This window comes from Thermoactinomyces sp. DSM 45892, from assembly GCF_900107305.1.
GTDB lineage: Bacteria > Bacillota > Bacilli > Thermoactinomycetales > Thermoactinomycetaceae > Baia.
Genome location: NZ_FNPL01000018.1, coordinates 60639 through 77813, shown reverse-complemented (window position 1 = coordinate 77813; position 17175 = coordinate 60639). Strand labels below are relative to the sequence as shown.

The 17175-nt window shown below is 40.1% G+C and carries 24 protein-coding genes and 1 pseudogene; 3 read left to right on the top strand and 22 right to left on the bottom strand.

Annotation, left to right across the window (positions count from 1 at the left end):
• Positions 1-204 precede the first annotated feature (204 nt).
• Positions 205-528 (top strand): DUF2614 family zinc ribbon-containing protein, encoded by a 324-nt coding sequence (locus BLU58_RS14075; RefSeq protein ID WP_093293131.1) that lies wholly within the window; start codon positions 205-207, stop codon positions 526-528.
• 192 nt (positions 529-720) lie between these two features.
• Positions 721-1995 (top strand): AMP-binding protein, encoded by a 1275-nt coding sequence (locus tag BLU58_RS14070; RefSeq protein WP_143123802.1) that lies wholly within the window; start codon positions 721-723, stop codon positions 1993-1995.
• A gap of 59 nt (positions 1996-2054) precedes the next feature.
• Here BLU58_RS14070 and BLU58_RS14065 read toward each other — a convergent pair whose 3' ends face one another.
• The 7 genes from BLU58_RS14065 to BLU58_RS14035 form a co-directional block, all read right to left on the bottom strand.
• Positions 2055-2492, bottom strand: coding sequence for a Fur family transcriptional regulator (locus tag BLU58_RS14065; RefSeq protein ID WP_093293127.1), 438 nt, complete (start codon positions 2490-2492; stop codon positions 2055-2057).
• A 93-nt stretch (positions 2493-2585) separates the two neighbouring features.
• On the bottom strand, positions 2586-3233 hold the full coding sequence (gene nth / locus BLU58_RS14060) for an endonuclease III (RefSeq protein ID WP_369813798.1): 648 nt from the start codon (positions 3231-3233) through the stop codon (positions 2586-2588).
• 26 nt (positions 3234-3259) lie between these two features.
• Entirely contained in the window at positions 3260-4033 is a 774-nt protein-coding gene (locus BLU58_RS14055; protein ID WP_255404725.1) for a class I SAM-dependent methyltransferase, read from the bottom strand.
• A gap of 12 nt (positions 4034-4045) precedes the next feature.
• A complete protein-coding gene (bcp, locus tag BLU58_RS14050; RefSeq protein ID WP_093293121.1) occupies positions 4046-4513 on the bottom strand; it encodes a thioredoxin-dependent thiol peroxidase in 468 nt (155 codons plus the stop codon).
• A gap of 72 nt (positions 4514-4585) precedes the next feature.
• On the bottom strand, positions 4586-4870 hold the full coding sequence (locus tag BLU58_RS14045) for a hypothetical protein (protein ID WP_093293119.1): 285 nt from the start codon (positions 4868-4870) through the stop codon (positions 4586-4588).
• Positions 4871-4881: 11 nt separating this feature from the next.
• Positions 4882-5085 (bottom strand): spore germination protein, encoded by a 204-nt coding sequence (locus tag BLU58_RS14040; RefSeq protein ID WP_072335793.1) that lies wholly within the window; start codon positions 5083-5085, stop codon positions 4882-4884.
• A 76-nt stretch (positions 5086-5161) separates the two neighbouring features.
• Entirely contained in the window at positions 5162-5551 is a 390-nt protein-coding gene (locus tag BLU58_RS14035) for an Hsp20/alpha crystallin family protein (protein ID WP_093293117.1), read from the bottom strand.
• Positions 5552-5691: 140 nt separating this feature from the next.
• On the opposite strand from BLU58_RS14035, the gene gerPC reads away from it, so the two are divergent.
• Positions 5692-6015: a spore germination protein GerPC gene (gene gerPC, locus BLU58_RS14030; protein ID WP_093293115.1), complete on the top strand. Its 324-nt coding sequence runs from the start codon at positions 5692-5694 to the stop codon at positions 6013-6015.
• On the opposite strand, the gene BLU58_RS14025 is transcribed toward gerPC, so the two are convergent.
• The 15 genes and pseudogenes from BLU58_RS14025 to BLU58_RS13950 form a co-directional block, all read right to left on the bottom strand.
• A complete protein-coding gene (locus BLU58_RS14025; RefSeq protein WP_093293113.1) occupies positions 6012-6797 on the bottom strand; it encodes an ABC transporter permease in 786 nt (261 codons plus the stop codon). The two genes, gerPC and BLU58_RS14025, sit on opposite strands and share 4 nt — an antisense overlap.
• Before the next feature lie 2 nt (positions 6798-6799).
• Positions 6800-7594, bottom strand: a complete 795-nt coding sequence (locus tag BLU58_RS14020; RefSeq protein WP_369813796.1) for an ABC transporter permease — start codon at positions 7592-7594, stop codon at positions 6800-6802.
• Positions 7587-8597, bottom strand: a complete 1011-nt coding sequence (locus BLU58_RS14015) for an ABC transporter ATP-binding protein (protein ID WP_093293111.1) — start codon at positions 8595-8597, stop codon at positions 7587-7589. The genes BLU58_RS14020 and BLU58_RS14015 overlap by 8 nt, the downstream gene beginning before the upstream one ends.
• A 198-nt stretch (positions 8598-8795) precedes the next feature.
• The gene (locus BLU58_RS14010; protein ID WP_093293109.1) at positions 8796-10328 is read right to left on the bottom strand and encodes a hypothetical protein; all 1533 of its coding nucleotides are present in this window, start codon (positions 10326-10328) and stop codon (positions 8796-8798) included.
• 64 nt (positions 10329-10392) lie between these two features.
• Positions 10393-10809: a DUF3238 domain-containing protein gene (locus BLU58_RS16175; RefSeq protein WP_255404729.1), complete on the bottom strand. Its 417-nt coding sequence runs from the start codon at positions 10807-10809 to the stop codon at positions 10393-10395.
• A 561-nt stretch (positions 10810-11370) separates the two neighbouring features.
• Entirely contained in the window at positions 11371-11586 is a 216-nt protein-coding gene (locus BLU58_RS17020; protein ID WP_255404724.1) for a hypothetical protein, read from the bottom strand.
• 72 nt (positions 11587-11658) lie between these two features.
• Positions 11659-11930: pseudogene (locus BLU58_RS17015) on the bottom strand (polymorphic toxin-type HINT domain-containing protein); the annotation flags it as partial.
• 145 nt (positions 11931-12075) lie between these two features.
• Positions 12076-12330, bottom strand: coding sequence for a CPCC family cysteine-rich protein (locus tag BLU58_RS13985; RefSeq protein WP_093293101.1), 255 nt, complete (start codon positions 12328-12330; stop codon positions 12076-12078).
• Positions 12331-12349: 19 nt separating this feature from the next.
• Positions 12350-12871, bottom strand: coding sequence for a polymorphic toxin-type HINT domain-containing protein (locus tag BLU58_RS17325; RefSeq protein ID WP_369813800.1), 522 nt, complete (start codon positions 12869-12871; stop codon positions 12350-12352).
• 98 nt (positions 12872-12969) lie between these two features.
• A complete protein-coding gene (locus BLU58_RS13975; protein ID WP_093293097.1) occupies positions 12970-13602 on the bottom strand; it encodes a DUF3885 domain-containing protein in 633 nt (210 codons plus the stop codon).
• Between the two features lie 78 nt (positions 13603-13680).
• Positions 13681-14298 (bottom strand): polymorphic toxin-type HINT domain-containing protein, encoded by a 618-nt coding sequence (locus BLU58_RS13970; RefSeq protein WP_255404728.1) that lies wholly within the window; start codon positions 14296-14298, stop codon positions 13681-13683.
• A 79-nt stretch (positions 14299-14377) separates the two neighbouring features.
• On the bottom strand, positions 14378-14842 hold the full coding sequence (locus BLU58_RS13965; RefSeq protein WP_093293093.1) for a CDI toxin immunity protein: 465 nt from the start codon (positions 14840-14842) through the stop codon (positions 14378-14380).
• Positions 14843-14911: 69 nt separating this feature from the next.
• Positions 14912-15244: a hypothetical protein gene (locus BLU58_RS13960; protein ID WP_176786698.1), complete on the bottom strand. Its 333-nt coding sequence runs from the start codon at positions 15242-15244 to the stop codon at positions 14912-14914.
• A 204-nt stretch (positions 15245-15448) separates the two neighbouring features.
• A complete protein-coding gene (locus BLU58_RS13955) occupies positions 15449-16426 on the bottom strand; it encodes a DUF3885 domain-containing protein (RefSeq protein ID WP_143123800.1) in 978 nt (325 codons plus the stop codon).
• A 263-nt stretch (positions 16427-16689) separates the two neighbouring features.
• Positions 16690-17163 (bottom strand): hypothetical protein, encoded by a 474-nt coding sequence (locus BLU58_RS13950; protein WP_093293087.1) that lies wholly within the window; start codon positions 17161-17163, stop codon positions 16690-16692.
• Positions 17164-17175 lie beyond the last annotated feature (12 nt).

Below are 17175 nucleotides of genomic sequence, written 5' to 3'. Positions count from 1 at the left end.
TTAACAGGTCTTGGTTCATTCACTCTTTAGTTTTCAAGGAACACTTGCTTATTTGTTTGTGCCACCGTATCGCGGCGACATGTAATAATATAGCATGCCACAAAATAAGAGTCAATAACTTTTTTCGTTTTTTCTCTGTCCCTAAAATGATACAATGAAAGCACTAATGAAAAGATATAGGATCTATAGGAGGTAATCATAGAAATGCTCTTATCCGGTAAGCTAAATAAAATACGTACTTTCGCGTTATTACTCGTTTTTCTCGGTGTAGGCGTTATGTACATAGGCTTTATCATTCCGAGCTGGATGGTCGTTTTCTTCATACTCGGATTACTAACAGTCTGTGCCAGTGTCGGCATCTATTTTTGGATTGGGATGTTATCCCTTCAATCCGTGCCTGTAGAGTGTCCCGAGTGTAAAAAGCAGACAAAGCTATTAGGCAGGCGGGATGAATGTAGTCACTGTCGTGCAATTCTTTCCCTAGATCCAAAAGATGCACCAAATACTCCCCCAAATGCCACAAACTAAATCAATATCACTGATCAAAGGATGTTCTTATTGCTCCCTCAGCAAATATAGAGCATCTTTTTATTTCGCTTCTCCAACTCACCACTTTATCTATGATTCCATTCATATTTTGACTTATCTGAAACTATAGTATAGTTACCTGCCATACTAAACTCTAATATTGGACTTCCATTTTGTAGGAGGGAGAGCCCAGTGAAACCTCATAACATCATTGAATTATTATCAAGGATTGTAAAACATCACTCTGAAAAACCAGCGTTAATCTGGCGTACGCATGAGAAGGAGCGTGTTTATACATATCAACAACTTTGGTATCAAATCCATGATGTAGCCTACGGATTACAAAAATTAGGAATCCAAGCTGGGGACAAGGTTGCCATCTATGCAAGATCGAATCCAAGAGCCGTCATATGCGACTTGGCCATTTTAGCTCTAGGGGGCATCTCTGTCCCAATCGATCCGTTACGATCCAAGGAGCAAGTTTATGAATTGATTCAACATGCCGATATTACTTCTATTCTCATCGAAAATCCGGGTATGTTGGAAGAAATCCAACATCTCCTTCCTCATATGAAACATGTAGCCTTACTAACAGGGCGTTCATATCATATTGGGGCTGTTACTTTTGATACCATGGTTCAATTAGGACAAACCATCTCAAACGATGCCTACCAACTACCCTACCCTTCCATTCAACAACAAGACCCTGCAACTATGATTTATTTATTTGAAAACGAACGGATTCGGGCCCTAACATACAGCCACGGCAACATCCTACAACTTATTCATTCCCTCTCCTACTTACTTCCTATTTCTGTAGAAGATCAATTTTTATCTTGCCTGCCCTATTCCTGCTATATAGAACGTTTGGTCGGGCATTTCTATCCTTTGTTATCAGGTTCTAGTATTTCGTATTTGGATTCGGATAAAGGATTATATCCCCTCAACCAAACCACCTTTTCCACCGTATGCTTACAGACACCGGAATTCCTGCAAAAGTTAGAACAGGATTTACAGAAAGCCACACCCACCAACGACACAACATTTGAAAGAATCATTCCCTCTAAGATTCGAAAAGGGATACTGGATCGCTTTATTAAAAAAGCTACACCTAAAAAATGGGGTGAGCATCTAAGATGTTTGATCTCCACAAAGCCTTTATCCTGCCGATTCCCCACAATAGAAAAGCAGGTACAATGGGCGATCTTTGAACTTTTAGGTACCGAAGATTGTCCAGTCATCGCAGTAGGAAAGCATCAGGAAAATGGGGAGAAGGTGTTTACTCCTCTTCCTTCTGTGGACGTCAGGGTATCAACGGATAGCGTCCTATTAATAAAGAGTCAAATGATTCGCATTGGAGAATCATGTTCCGATCCCGATTATGAATCCAGCATGAAAAATGGATGGCTGTCTACTGGGATCCCCGTTACCTTAACCGCAAAATGCCATCTCCAAATGCAGGTATAGAAAAAGGAACAAGCTTTTCATATGTTAGCTTAGTATGCCTGCATGAAAAGAGCTTGTTCCTATTGAATTTTTTTATCCTGTTGACACGTTGGACATGTACCATAAAATTCCAAACGATGTGAGTCCACTGTATAGCCTGTTCCCTCGGCAGCCCGATGTTCTAAATCAATAGGGGCATAATCAAAGTCTGTAATTTTACCACAGGTTTGGCAGATGACATGGTAATGATCTTCCACGTTTGCATCAAACCGGCTGGATGCATCTCCGTACGTCAGTTCACGGATTAAGCCAGCATCCTTAAAGACACGAAGATTATTATACACCGTCGCAACGCTCATATTCGGAAAGTTTGCTTCTAAGGCTTTATAAATTTCGTCTGCTGTCGGGTGCTCCATAGAAGAAAGCAAGTATTGTAAGATCGCATGTCGTTGAGGGGTCATGCGAACACCGCTCTCTTTTAAGGTTCCAATGGCACCTGTCAGGCGGCCCTTACCCATTTCCCCCACCTCGCTATGTCTATCAATGAAATGATTCTTATTTTAGAATCTCTATAATTAGTCTATTTTCTTTTCGCTAAATTGTCAACGCTACTACTTGGTACTATTTTTCCCATACCAACAGAATTCAAGCAGCTGACAAGAGGAACATTTTGGGTTGCGAGCACTGCAAATTCTTCTTCCATGCCAGATAATGCGGTGATGGGTATCAGTCCATTCGGATCGTGGAACCCTCCGCATTAACTGCCTCTCCGTCTCCAGCACATTTTCACTATCCGCCAGCGCCAACCGATTCGCAACCCGTTGTACATGCGTATCTACAGCCAGAGCGGGTACACCAAATGCATTACTTAATACCACGTTTGCCGTTTTACGACCCACACCCGGTAGCTCTTCTAATTTAGCACGATCGTTTGGAACTTCTCCTTGATATTTCCCCACCAGAATCTGACATGTTTGCAAGATGTTCTTACTCTTATTCCGAAATAATCCCAACATCCTGATCTCTTCTGCTAATTCCTCTGCAGTCAAATTCACTATATCAAATGGGGTTGGATATTTCTTAAATAGCGACTTGGTTACGATATTTACCTGACGGTCTGTAGATTGAGCAGATAATATGGTGGCGATCAATAGCTCAAACGGGTTGCGGTAATCTAATTCACAGTGCGCATCTGGATACATAAAGCCTAAGGTGTTTAAAATTCTCTTCGTTGGAACCCGTTTTGGCTTCGGTTTCACCTGATTCTCCCTCCTTCTCGATTTCATTATGCCTTACGCGCTTCGATGATCAGCTCTTCACTTTGATGCGAAAAGGGGCTGCGATAAAACGTGCCATATGTTTGGGTAACTCGAAATCCACAAGACTTGAGTAGATGGAACAACTCAGTAGGAAATGAATACCGAATCTCTAACATCGTACGAATTCGCTCGAGTGACTTGCCTACCTGATCAAATCTCTCCATATAGCGCGTAATCTGGACAAGCTGATAAAACGGCTCAATTTCCGTAAAATCATACAGTTCAATCTCATCTCCCGTCCCTGGAACGGGAAAGGTACCTCGAAATTGCTTCTTTCCATCCATCCCTACAAGCTGATCCATAAAAGGCACAAATACATTAAAAGCAAGAACTCCATCATCCGTTAGGTGACGATATATATTTTTTAACGTTTTGCTTTGATCTTCCACATGGGTTACATGCATAAAGGAGCGGTACGGGATGATAGCTAACGGGAATCGCAAATCCGGTAATTCAAAGTCCTGCATATCCTGCTCCATAAACTGTATATGGGAAGAGACTCCGAACGACTGTGCCTTTTGCTCTGCACGATGTAACATCTCAACCGAATTATCAAGCCCTACAATCGGTAATCCTTCTCTGGCTATAGCAACGGTCACCCTGCCTGTTCCACATCCCAGTTCCAATATGGGTCCTCCTGAAGCCTTGGCCAGCTCGGTATAGTACGTCGTATCGTGGTCCAGCCCATTTGAAGTCCAATCGTAATAATCAGGCCAATGATAAGAAGTGTTGACGTTCAAATCGTTCACTCCTTAATTAGATTCCAGATTCTGTTTGATAAATTCAAGTGATTGCCCCACATGATCTTTCACTTTTACTTTTCGTTCTTCTTTCACGATGATTCCTTCTTCATTTATGACAAAGGTAGACCGCTCAATCCCCATCACTTTTTTTCCAAACATATTTTTCTCCTTATAAACTCCATACATATCGCATACTTTTCCATCTTCATCACTTAATAGGAGGAAGGGAAGATCATATTTTTCAATAAACTTCGCATGTCTTGCTATAGAATCCCGACTAATCCCTAAAATAACCGTGTTCGCTTCTTCAAATGAAGAGTGGGCATCACGAAAATCACACGCTTGGGTGGTACAACCAGGCGTCATATCCTTTGGATAAAAATAGAGAATCACATTTCTCCCGCGAAATTGTGATAGTGTAACGGATTCACCATTTGAAGCGGGTAACGTAAAATCTGGGGCTTGTCCATGAAGCATTCTCTTCACTCCTACATCATAGTTGATTTGATTTCATTGTATCAAAAAAATAGCCCTCTACCAAAAGTATGGCTACTTTTCTTCATTACTTCGGACCATTGGTGGGGCTACATCTCTAGGTGGAGCAATCTCTCCGGGTGGAGCTACATCCCCTGGAGGAGCAACATCTTTCGGAGGGGTTACATCTCCAGGGGGCACAACAGGGGCAATTTGGTCCCCATTAGGGGGAGGTACTGGAACTTGTGGAATAGACGGTATCGCAGATTTATCCATGATATTTAGCGTCGTACCTATATTCACCGATCCAGCATTGGAAACAGCTTTGATATCAAGGTATCGAATCTCTACATGTACCATCCATTCATCTCCTACGCCTGATCAATAATATCTGGATCAATATATACATTATTTTCACAGTCAAAATTTCGAGTAAAATCACCTACTGGGGAGGAGCCGCCAAGCGATTTACTATTACTTTCTGCGCCAATATTGATGGTATTACCAAAGTTGACAGAGGCAGCACTGGATACACTGTTTATTTTGATGTTAAATATGTTATTAATTGTTGGCATGCCGATCGCTCCCTCCCTCCATGAGCTTCTTTATCATATGAAAGGAGAGTGGGCGATGACACACCTTTACGTGATTCTACAACTTCGGGTAACGTAGTTCTAACACACCTCTACGATAACGGGCATGTTTATATTTCCTCGCAACCGGGGCACCTAATGAAACCGTCTTGGAAAACGGGCCCTGTTTCCGTTCCGAAATAATGACTTCATGATCTCCATATGATTCCGCTATATTTCCACTAATCGTTAATTGATCCCCTTCTACCTTGATATCCACCTGACGAAATTCTTCCACTCCAGGTAAGTTTACAAGTACAATTACCTCATTTTTCCCTTGATACACATCGACTGCTGGGTACGCTGAACTAGCCTTTGACCCTTGGGAACCCACGATATCTTGAAAAAATTCGTCCCCTAAAAACTGTTTGGCTAATTGCTGCCAACGGGAAAAATCTTCTGTCTTCAAGGATGATCCCCCCTATTCTCTCTTGCTACTACTATTCAAATTGAGCTTGGCTAAAAACTAAAATTATCTGCATTTTGTGGTAAGACAAGCGCATATAACTGTAGAGAGAAGTGAATAGCAGAAAGCAGGAGTTGGGGAAATTGACTTGGGAAGAAATGTACACAAGGATTCAACGGCTAGAGCAAGAGGTGCATTCGCTCAGACGTGATAACTGTCTATTGCAAGAACAAGTAAGTCAAATCAAGCCGATCGCCATTGAACATATCACCTATAAAGTACAGGAGCTACATGTTGAAACATTAAGTGGAACGTTAAATGTGGGATTAGCCTCTCAAGCAATGGTAGAGGATGTAAATGGTTTTGTGGACGAGATCACCGAAAAGTTTGGGACAAATCTAGAGATTCATCCCAAACGAAATAGTACGCAGGAGAAGCCGCCTACAAAGGATAAGAAAGCGGATTAGCTACCAGCACCTTTGTAGTTTTCAATCCCACGATTCCAACTATAAAGTCCCAATCCGAAGAAAGCAGCTCCCACAACAGGGGTTAGCATCGCATATATCTTCCAATCGCCATTGCCTAACAGATAACTCGCAGGATAAAACCCAACAAAAGCAAAGGGCAAGATCCATGTCAACACAAACTGGATGATTTTCGAGTAAATATTAACTGGATAACGTCCATAGGTTCCGATGTTATACACAATCGGCTGGATATCAGACTTTGAATCCGAATAGAGGCTAATACTGGTCAACGCTACATAGATACCCGCATATACAGCCACTCCGCCTAACACAAACATGATAAAGAGAAACGGGTCATACCAAGCCCAATCGAGCGGTAGATGCCACACTGCCCATCCCATCACGATGCCGCCCGTCAGCACACCCATCAATGATTCAGGTGCCATGGACTCCATAATGACTTGAACTAAACTATGGACAGGTCTCGTTAAAACCCGATCAAGCTCACCGCGGATGATGTATTTATCATTAAAGCCCCATAAGTTGAAGAACGAGGTAAAGACTGCCCACGGAATTAAGAAGTAACCGTAGATGAAAATAACTTCATAACGGCTCCAGCCACCTAAATGCTGCGTATGTCCAAATACGACTAAGATAAAGACGAGATTAATCGCTTGAGACATCAAATCGGTAAAAAACTGCGATATAAAGTCCCAACGATATTCCAATCTTGCTTTCATATATTGCTTAAAATACTCCCATAAAAGCTGAAATTGAACCATAATCAACCACCCTGTACAACGAGAGTATGTCTCGCTTTGTTCCAGATCATCTGAATCGGAATTAATAAGAGCAAGCACCACATGACTTGAACCCCAACTGCTCCCCAAAATGCAGATCCACTCAAGTCTTTCACGATCACCACACTCGGAAGATAACTAATCGCTTGAAACGGCAATGCCTTTAGCACCCACTGCGCCCAGATAGGAAAGAAGGCAATCGGAATCGTTAAACCCGAAAGCAAATCGACAATCATCCGCTTCGCCCATAGCATTCCTTGATTATTTAAGACGAAGAAGGCAAGGATTCCTACTAAGATGTTAATTTGTACATTGATCACAAAGCCTAAGAATAAGCTAAGTGCAAACTTTAACCAAATCCAGCCAAAGCCCGGTAGCTGGATCGGGAAGATCAGCGACACTAAAAACATCCCCGGAACACTAAACAAGACCAGACGGAAGATGCCCTCTCCAAACGATTGAAACACCTTTACCATTAGATAGTTATACGGCCTAATAAACTGAATCGCTACCGTACCGTCCCGAATCTCCGTCGCAATCTCACGATCGACATTATTAAAATAAAACGCTCGTGACATCCACGAAATCGCGATATACGTAGCCATCTGTAAGGCCGTGAAACCGTTTATACTCCCTTGCCCACCATAAATAGCCGTCCATAAGAAGTAATAAGCTCCAATATTTAAGCTATAAATTAAAATACCGCTGTAATAATTTACCCGGTACGCTAACATCATCAGAAAACGGATTCGGATGATCTCTGCATACATCCTAATCAAGAGTCATCCCCTCCTGATAAATCTTCCGCACGATCTCCTCCGCAGTCGCTTCCTCTAGCTGCATCTCTTGAATCGCGATTCCACGCTCGATGACTCTGCCAAGCACCTCAGGCACTTGCACTTGGTCGCCAGGAACCCTTATCTCGTATGTATGGGTCGCTTTCTTCTCCCACTCAACCGGAAGACCTTCTGTAGTCGCCAGTAATTCGGACAACTCGTATTCCCTCTCCGTCTCCAGTACAATCCGTTTCCCATCTCCCCATTCACGTTTTAACCGATTCATATCCCCATCGTAGATGATATTTCCTTTATCCAGCATCACCACTCGCGAGCAAAGCGCTTCAATATCGCCTAGATCATGCGTCGTAAGTAGAACCGTTGTGTTTAATTCCTGATTAATATCTCGTAGGAACTGGCGGATATCTTCTTTTACGAGTACATCCAGTCCAATCGTCGGTTCATCTAGAAACAAGAGAGAAGGCTGATGAATTAAAGACGTTGCCAATTCACACCTCATCCGTTGGCCAAGACTTAACTTTCGGACCGGCTGATCCAGCAATTCTTGGATGTTTAATACATCAATCATCCGCTTTAAATGTGGCTCATATTTCTCATGAGGAATGCGATATACCTTTTGGAGTAATTGGAACGATTCCTGTACCGCTAAATCCCACCATAATTGACTCCGTTGGCCAAATACCACCCCGATCGTACGAACAAACTTCTCCCGTTCCCGATGTGGGTCATAGCCGTTTACCTTTAACATGCCTGAGGTTGGTTGCAAGATTCCGGTTAGCATCTTAATCGTGGTTGACTTACCCGCACCGTTTTCCCCTATATATCCAACCATCTCCCCCGGCTCAATCGACAAATCAATCTCATTTACCGCCCGAATCGTACGATACTCCCGATTCAACAAATCACGAAACGCCCCAGATAAACCCTTTCGGCTCTGGTAGACTTGGAATTCTTTTGTTAGCCCCTTAGCTTCAATCGCTAGCATCTATGACACCTCAATTGTAATCAACTGTATAAAAGTAAGTATATTATACATTTTATCGTTAGGCTACCCTATTGGTTGGAAAAGAAGGCACGGACGAAAAAGAACCCCTTCGGGGTTGAAGGGGTTGGGGATCTAATCAAATGTGGGCTGGATTAGCTATACATATCAAAATTAACTTCCGCATCCAGTATACATGGATTATTTTCTTTTCACTTTGTTGAGCAGGTTTAACTGTAGGCTTTTACACCACCTACATAATACAAATCTGCCCTTATACAAGAAATATAATCCTACAATCAGCGTTCCAAATGGAAATACAGCTAATACATAGAACTTATATTCAGGGTTTAGTTCACGTAAAAGGATTGTATAGTGACCGAAGTTACTAGTTGCTATGGAATTTGCTAGCTTTGTTTGAAGGTAAGATCCTTTATTTTCGTAAGAAAAGGAACTGGACTTGATTTCTCCATTTGAAAACAAGTTAACATTCTCAAACGTTTGATCACTTTGATTTACCACAGGATCTATGACACCATTTCCATCATCCTCATATCGTATCTCAGAACTATTACCGATGATGGATAGAAACTTAGAGCTATCTCCTTTATCTAGAATCTCAGATACATTTACATACCACTTTAATGAATTGAGATTAAATGCATCTTTTTCTATCTCTAGAAGTTTTTCTGTTAGATTCATTACCACTTCATGATTGATTCTCACTACAATATTTGCATTCGTGACAAAGGCATTACGCTTGATATCCCAGTACCGTTCATCATGAAGATTCTCTACTTCAATCGTAATTACTTTTCCACCAAATATATATCTTTGCACACCATTTTCTTGTGTTTCCTTTAAAGAAGATACTGTATATTGATTACGTACAATTACATCATGTATTTTTTCTGTTGCTATTAAAGAAGTTGACCAAAACGAAGGTACTGTCAAAATGACACCCATAATTAGGATGAAGACATGCTTGGAGCCCATTAAATTTTTCTTTCTATGCTCTATCCTTCTCTTCCTCACCTTACAAAAACAAACATATAGTCCTAGAGCAAGCGTACCAAATGGATATGCAATTAATTCAAAACCGTACGTTTGATGAAAAATATCCGTATAATGACCAAAAGTAGTTGTTTCGAAAGAATTGGCTAACCAAGTTTGCAAATAGGTTCCTTTCTTTTTATACGAAAACGAAGAAATGTCCATCTGACCATTTCCATATAAATTTACGTTTTCGAATGTCCGATCTTCATCTACTGCTGGATCAAATATGACATTGTTTTTATCAATTTTATATGGCACATGTGTACTATCTCCAATAACTGAGAGAAACTTTGAGTCTTTACTACGATCTGTCATGACAAAAAATTTGACGTATTTGCTAACCGGTCTAGAATCTGTTGTTCCATCTTCGTTTACTGCAACCAACTTCCCTTTTAAAGTCATTACCTCTTCCTGATCGATCTTTACCAGGATGTCTGCTTTCACAACAAATCTCTTCAGATAGTGATGATCCCAGTATCTGTTGTTTTGAATGTTTTCTATTTCAACCTTAACCTTTTTATCGTGAAACATGTAGTTATCTACTTCTTTTAATTCATCACGATCATACTGCTTAAATATGATTTCCCCATGTATCTTCTCAGCAATCATTAATGAAATCGGCCAAAGCGAACTTAGGATTAAGAGAATTCCTAATAACAAGGTTATAATGCGCTTCATGATAATCATCCTTATCATAATTTAGAAAGATTGACCTAGCGAGTGCTAGATCAATCTCCATCAACTAGTTTAGATTCACATTGAAACTGTGCTCTCCTGATCCAATTAAACTATAAATATCCTCCTTATTACCCGGATCGTGGGTATAACGAACCTTGCCATTATATCTGATTTGATATGCTGGGAAACCATCGTGGGTGCCTCTGGCATTAATCTTACCTCCCTCGAAGCTAATCGACATACGGTAGTCAATATCAGGAACAGGAACATACTTCATTTTCTTTGTTTTCGCCCCTGATGCATGACTCACAAAGATTACACTTCTATTCTTGGTAACATTTTGGCGAGAAGCTCTAATTTCTTTATCTGGTTTATGGTCACTCTCTCGACTGCTTTCAATATAATTTTTATTTTTATCATAAACAGACGTTATATTAACATTTTTATAATAATATACTTTGCCAGTTGTCCCAAAAACGATAGAACGATGTGTAACATGTCTTAATACTATTTAAATCTACTGTTCTGATTGCGCCACTTTCAATACATAATCTATAAAAATGCCCACGATAGTCTGTGAACATCACCTCTTCATTCTTCCAAAGATATATGGAAGAAAAGACCACTTCGGAAAATTGATTATCCAACTCTATTTTTCGAAAGTCCCCAGAGTCCAAATTGACATGAACCAAACATTCATTTTCTGGACAATACAAAATAATCTCTTTGTTAGAATGATGTTTGTATAGTGAGTAGATAGCAATATCATCGAAGGGCTCTATACATCTGACTAAATTCAAGCGACTATCCAAAATTTGAATACCTGTATAGTTATTATTTACGACAATGTTATTCGAAACAATATCCAACATGTATATATCATTATCCAGCCACTTTAAACTGATGAAGTAATGTTTTTTTCATACAAGTCTCCTTCTTAATTTATAAAGCTATGGAGTTTGTCACCAAACTCCATAGCTGATAGATATTTATCTTTTTATCCGTTTTGTAGGATCAGCTGTATCAGGAGCTATATTCCCAGTTACAGGATCAGCCTCTCCAATATGTCTCCCTCTTTTTTATCGTACACCTCTAAATGGGCTCCTGAACCTGTATGAAGGGTGTCAAGATGGTAAAGCTTTTTATCATTTTCGTAAACCGCTGCTCCTTTTACTCGCGGAATCTTAGTCTTCGTAAAAGTAGACAGTATTGTTTCGCTTGCTTGAGGAATCCTATCCTCATCTATCCACTTACACATATTGTGCGTCAATACCTTCAAATTCGAAACATAATACGTATGGAAGTCTTTCACCTTAAAGTTGTAGACAGTTGCTTTTTGTTTCTTCTTGACGATTTTATCAACCGCTAGCTTCTTCCCTTTTCGGTCTCGAAGAGGTCACCTTTGCGGAGGTCCTTCGCTGGGACCCAGCCTTCGCCGATTACCCAGAAGGGGTGTTCGTCGGTGGTCTTCTGGATGACTTCGCCGCCGATGTGGACTTCGTAGATTTCGTCTATCTCTCGCTGGAAGAGCCACTCGACTTCTTTGTAGGCGATTTCACCGGTTTCTTCGTTCTTGGCGAGGACTTTATCACCTATGTCGATTTCTTCGATTGGCTTCTGGCCGTCTTCTGTCTCGATTCGGGTTCCGGCTACGAAGCATTTACAAGACAGAGGCTGTTTAAAGAGTAGATTATCTACTTTTTAAACAGCCTCTTACTACAAAGTCAAATCAAAAATAAATTAATCTTTACCTTCCTAGTGGAATTTCCTCAGGTAGAGGTTTCCTAATATGCTTCAAACCGAATTCCGAACAAGCCCCGAATTTTTTAAAGTTCTCACGAGCTTCATTTAAGCTCTCATCATTGGAACCGCCTGGATGGTCAGGATGTTTAGCTTGTATATCATCATCTTCCCACCAGCAAACTGGACAAATATCATACGTTCCATACTCTTTTTCTATTCTGGTCAAATAACCACAACAAGGACATGGATAGCAGTCCATTCAAATCACGACCTTTCTACTACTTATTGTTATAGTGACGTATTCCACCTGTTGGTCTGTACATTGTCTGAGAAACTCCATTCCTGTTTGTTACAGCAAATGTATTAGATGACTCGTGATAGAGAAAGGTCTTTCCATAATCACCTTTTTTGGTTAGAGTTCCTGCGGGAGGATTTTTAACAAAATCATGTGCTCCCTTAACATACTGCAAAGAGTTTTGATACTCTGGAAATTCCCCTTTTGCTACAACATGCTTTTTATAATGTTCATATGCATTTTTGACCGAATCTCCATGTCTCCCTTTCGACCAAATAGGACCACAAGTATTATGCGTCAAAACCTTCAAATTCGAAACATAATACGTATGAAAGTCTTTCACCTTAAAGTTGTAAACGGTTGTTTTTTGTTTCTTCTTAACGATTTTATCAACCGCTAGCTTCTTCCCTTTATCGGTTTCGAATACGTCACCTTTACGGAGGTCCTTCGCCCTGACCCAGCCAACCCCTACTGCCCAGAAGGGGTGTTCGTCGGTGGTTTGGATGACTTCGCCGCCGATGTGGACTCCGTAGATTTTGTCTATCTATCGCTTGAAGAGCCATTCGACTAGAAGAGTTCGTCCATCTAATCAGAATTGAATTCTTATGGTAGAAAGAGATTATCTATTTTCTTTCTATCATACTCTAATATCCAATCACTATACTTTGTGTATAATTCAGCTAAAACGTCTTTTCTAGTAGCCACAATGTCCATTCCTCTATCATCATAAAAATAAAAGATTAACCCTCTATTTAAATTAATGAGATAACTATCCCCATAAATATCCTCATTCACTTTATCTCTCAGATAGGTCCCTGATCTAAAATCACCTACATTACATTTCAAGCAGTATCGATTAGTAATCGTATAATCGATATCATCATCTTCATATCGGAAAGGTAATTCGATTTTACTAATATCTTTTTGGGGAATCTCGTGGGAAAGACATTTTCTGTAACTATTAAATACGAGATCTTCATCTTTACACTTCATTTCCTCATTCCAAACATCAGTAAAGATAACAAAATACATTTCTTCTTTACTAGAAAAGGATTCGTGAAACAATGTTTGAGTACGAAAGAGTATTTGATCCATTCTACCGTCATCCCAACCTAAATCGGATCCTAATTCAAAACGGATACCGAAGGGGGCATTGTAGAAAAGAGGAGATTTTAATTCTAGATCCTCAAAATGTTCGGTTAGATATCTATCTAATTCTCTAGCATTTTCACTCATATTCTATACACCTCTTTCACGTATTCATATAATCTGCTCCCGAAGAACAGTATTCCTCGAGAGCATTAGAGTTTAAGATCATCTCAGCTTGATTTTTGTTCCTGTATCGCTCTTGTGCTTATTTGAAATGAAATTCCCATATTCATCAGCATCTGCAACCCAATGTAGTTCACTTCTCTTTTTATCAAATACCTTAAATGCAGATCCTCCATGACCAGTTGTATCTTTTGCCCACCAATAACTCTTAGCTGTATTATCTTGATAAGCAGTTACCTTTTGTCCATGGAAATTGTAGGACACTTTAGCATTTGCATCGGTTTTTATATCCCATTTTGTCGTAGTATTTTTGACGCCACATGTATTATGCGTCAATACCTTCAAATTCGAAACATAATACGTATGGAAATCCTTGACCTTGAAGTTATAGACGGTTGCTTTCTGTTTCTTCTTAACAATCTTATCAACCGCTAACTTCTTCCCTTTATCGGTCTCGAAGAGGTCACCTTTGCGGAGGTCCTTCGCTGGGACCCAGCCTTCGCCCACTACCCAGAAGGGGTGTTCGTCAGTGGTCTGGATGACTTCGCCGCCGATGTGGACTTCGTAGATTTCGTCTATCTCTCGCTTGAAGAGCCATTCGACTTCTTTGTAGGCAATTTCACCGGTTTCTTCGTTCTTGGCGAGGACTTTGTCACCTATGTCGATTTCCTCAATGTGATCTTCTCCAGTTAAATAGAAAAAGCCTCTGAAACACCGTTCAGAAGCAAAATAGCTAAGACTAAAAGTAACCTACTATAATTTCATTCTCATGGTAGAGTTCGATAAAAAAGCCACTTTCAGAACAAAAAATCCACTGGTCAGAGCCTACATCCCTAATCTGTTCCAGTTCTCTGATACAATCTTCCAAACTCACTTCAATAACAGGGTCTGTTCCATATCCCCAAAAAATAAGAACTCTCTCATCCATATGCTCTTTCACTAATTGCTCCAATTCAAGCTCATCTTTTACTCTGACATAGCTATTGAGGTAACTAACATCTATCCTATTCCAGTTCGTAAATTGTACTTTCGACTGCAATAGCCCATACAATTCGTTAGAACGTTCGTCTGAAAATATTATCGCCTCCTGACTTAAACTTGAGATCAGCTTATTAAACAGATCTCCATAGCTCTTGTTTTTCTCCAATTTCTCTTTATTTGCATTAAGAAGCATTTCTAGCTTGTTTTTTCTATCTTTATCCATATGAACAGCACCCCATTTTGCATTTAGTCGGAAATTCTAGTTATTAACTAGAATTTCCGACACATACTTTTAACGATTGAATCTATCAATAATTTTATTGACCGAGCCAGGAAACTTTACAGCAAATTTCTCTTTTGAACCTTTATTTTCCATAATCTCCACATTTATATGAGGTCCTTTTCCTTCATCCCAATCTACTCTCCATCTAGTTCTACCGTTTTCAGATTGGCGTCCAACTGTCTTTCCATTACCATAACTTTTCTCTAATCTACCAGTGTAGGACCTAGAGTTCCCCATATATTGTTGAGTCAACTCAAGTGCTTTATTCCTCGCATTATTGTAATCACTAGCATCAACTTCGATTTCACACTTATTATGCGTCAACACCTTCAAATTCGACACATAGTACGTATGGAAATCCTTGACCTTGAAGTTGTAGACGGTTGCTTTCTACTTCTTCTTAACGATTTTATCAACCGATAGCTTCTTCCCTTTATCGGTCTCGAAGAGGTCGCCTTTACGCAGATCCTTCGCCCACTACCCAGAAGGGGTGTTCGTCGGTGGTTTGGATGACTTCGCCGCTGATGTGGACTCCGTAGATTTCGTCTATCTTTTTGACGCGTGGAAAAGATTACCTATTTTCTTTCTATCGTATTCTAATATCCAATCACTATACTTCGTGTATATTTCAGCTAAAACGTCTTTTCTAGTAGCCACAATGTCCATTCCTCTATCATCATAAAAATAAAAGATTAACCCTCTATTTAAATTAATGAGATAACTATCCCCATAAATATCCTCATCCACTTTATCTCTCAGATAGGTCCCTGATCTAAAATCACCTACATTACATTTCAAGCAGTATCGATTAGTAATCGTATAATCGATATCATCAAGTCGGATGGTATCAGCCGACAGAATGAGATGGTATAAACGATGAAAGTTCTTTCCTTGTCTGCTTTTTGCAAACAACTCATCAAAGGTTTCTTGTATGCCGTAATATTCGGCTGCTCGTAAGAATGTGTTCAAGATAGCATGTCTCTTGCGAGACAACCCCCAGTTCCTACTCGAAGCTTGAACGTATGGGTGCGGGGCTTGTTCGACCAATTCTTCCACGACGGTCACGTCGTGGACAGATGCCGCGGAAATGCCATAACTAACAATGTACCCATGATCCGTAATTTGAAAAGATCCTTTCAGTCCGTAATAATGCTCTCGTTTAGAAGCACAGTAACCGTAATTTGCAACATCCTGAAAAAGTCTTACACAGGATGCCCGTGTGTAGTGGCAAATCGGCAATGGTACGCTGTCAATGATAGTGTAGTATGCTTGTGAAACAAATCTCCTCGTAAACTTGATACCATAGAATTTTAATCGCTCGTTGAAGTTGACGACAGATGCGGTTGTACCTAATCGCTCAGGAAATGGTTGGTCGAAGAATAAATTTGATACAATGAACGCATGCCACTGTCTCTCGGATTTAAAACCCAACATTTTCCCCATCAGACAAACTGCTATTAACGAAACATCCTCTTGCTTCTGCTTGTTTTTATTTCGCCGGTGGCGAAATTCTTTGGGTAACAATGATGATAAAGACTCTTAATATCCTTGTAAATCCGTTTATACAATGTTTGTATATCTTTGTGGGATCGTGTATCATAAAAGTGCTCTTGCATGCAACATTCCTCCTGATGATAGGGTGACGCTTTCATTATGAAGGAATTGTTGCACAAGAGCTATTTGTTTATCATCTTTTAACTAGCATTACGGGTACATATTGTATATCAGAATCAAAAAACAAACGGCCTCTTCATATCAAAGAGACCGTTTATTACTAGTTCAACTAACTATTTTTCTTTCCAAGCCAATTGTTCAATATCACAATGATTGAGGCGATGTTTTTTTAGAAAAGACAAAGCCCGTTCACTCACTATTAGGTTTGCAATTTCATCTGTGCAAAAGTCTTCTCCTGTCCAATCAGTGACTAGGCCATTGGATACACTTATTTTTCCTTCTGGAACCAACTCTACAAATTCAGGGAGCGTTCGTTCTGGATGCATCTCCTGAAAAAATTCAGACATACTTACCTCCACCTTTCTGAATTGATATCCAGAAAGGTTAGAGCTTTCTATGAGAGAGGCTAAGCTAGTAGTCACAATGAAGCATGGGCACGTTTCTAAAAGAGCATCTCCAAGCCATCCTTCAAATTCATAATGCAAGTGACTAACTTTTCGCTGACCATTAGGAAATGTTTCTGAGGAAAATATCGTATTTTCTCCTACTCCTCCAGCAACCTCTGGCATTAAACAATAAAGCTTCATATAATGCTACAC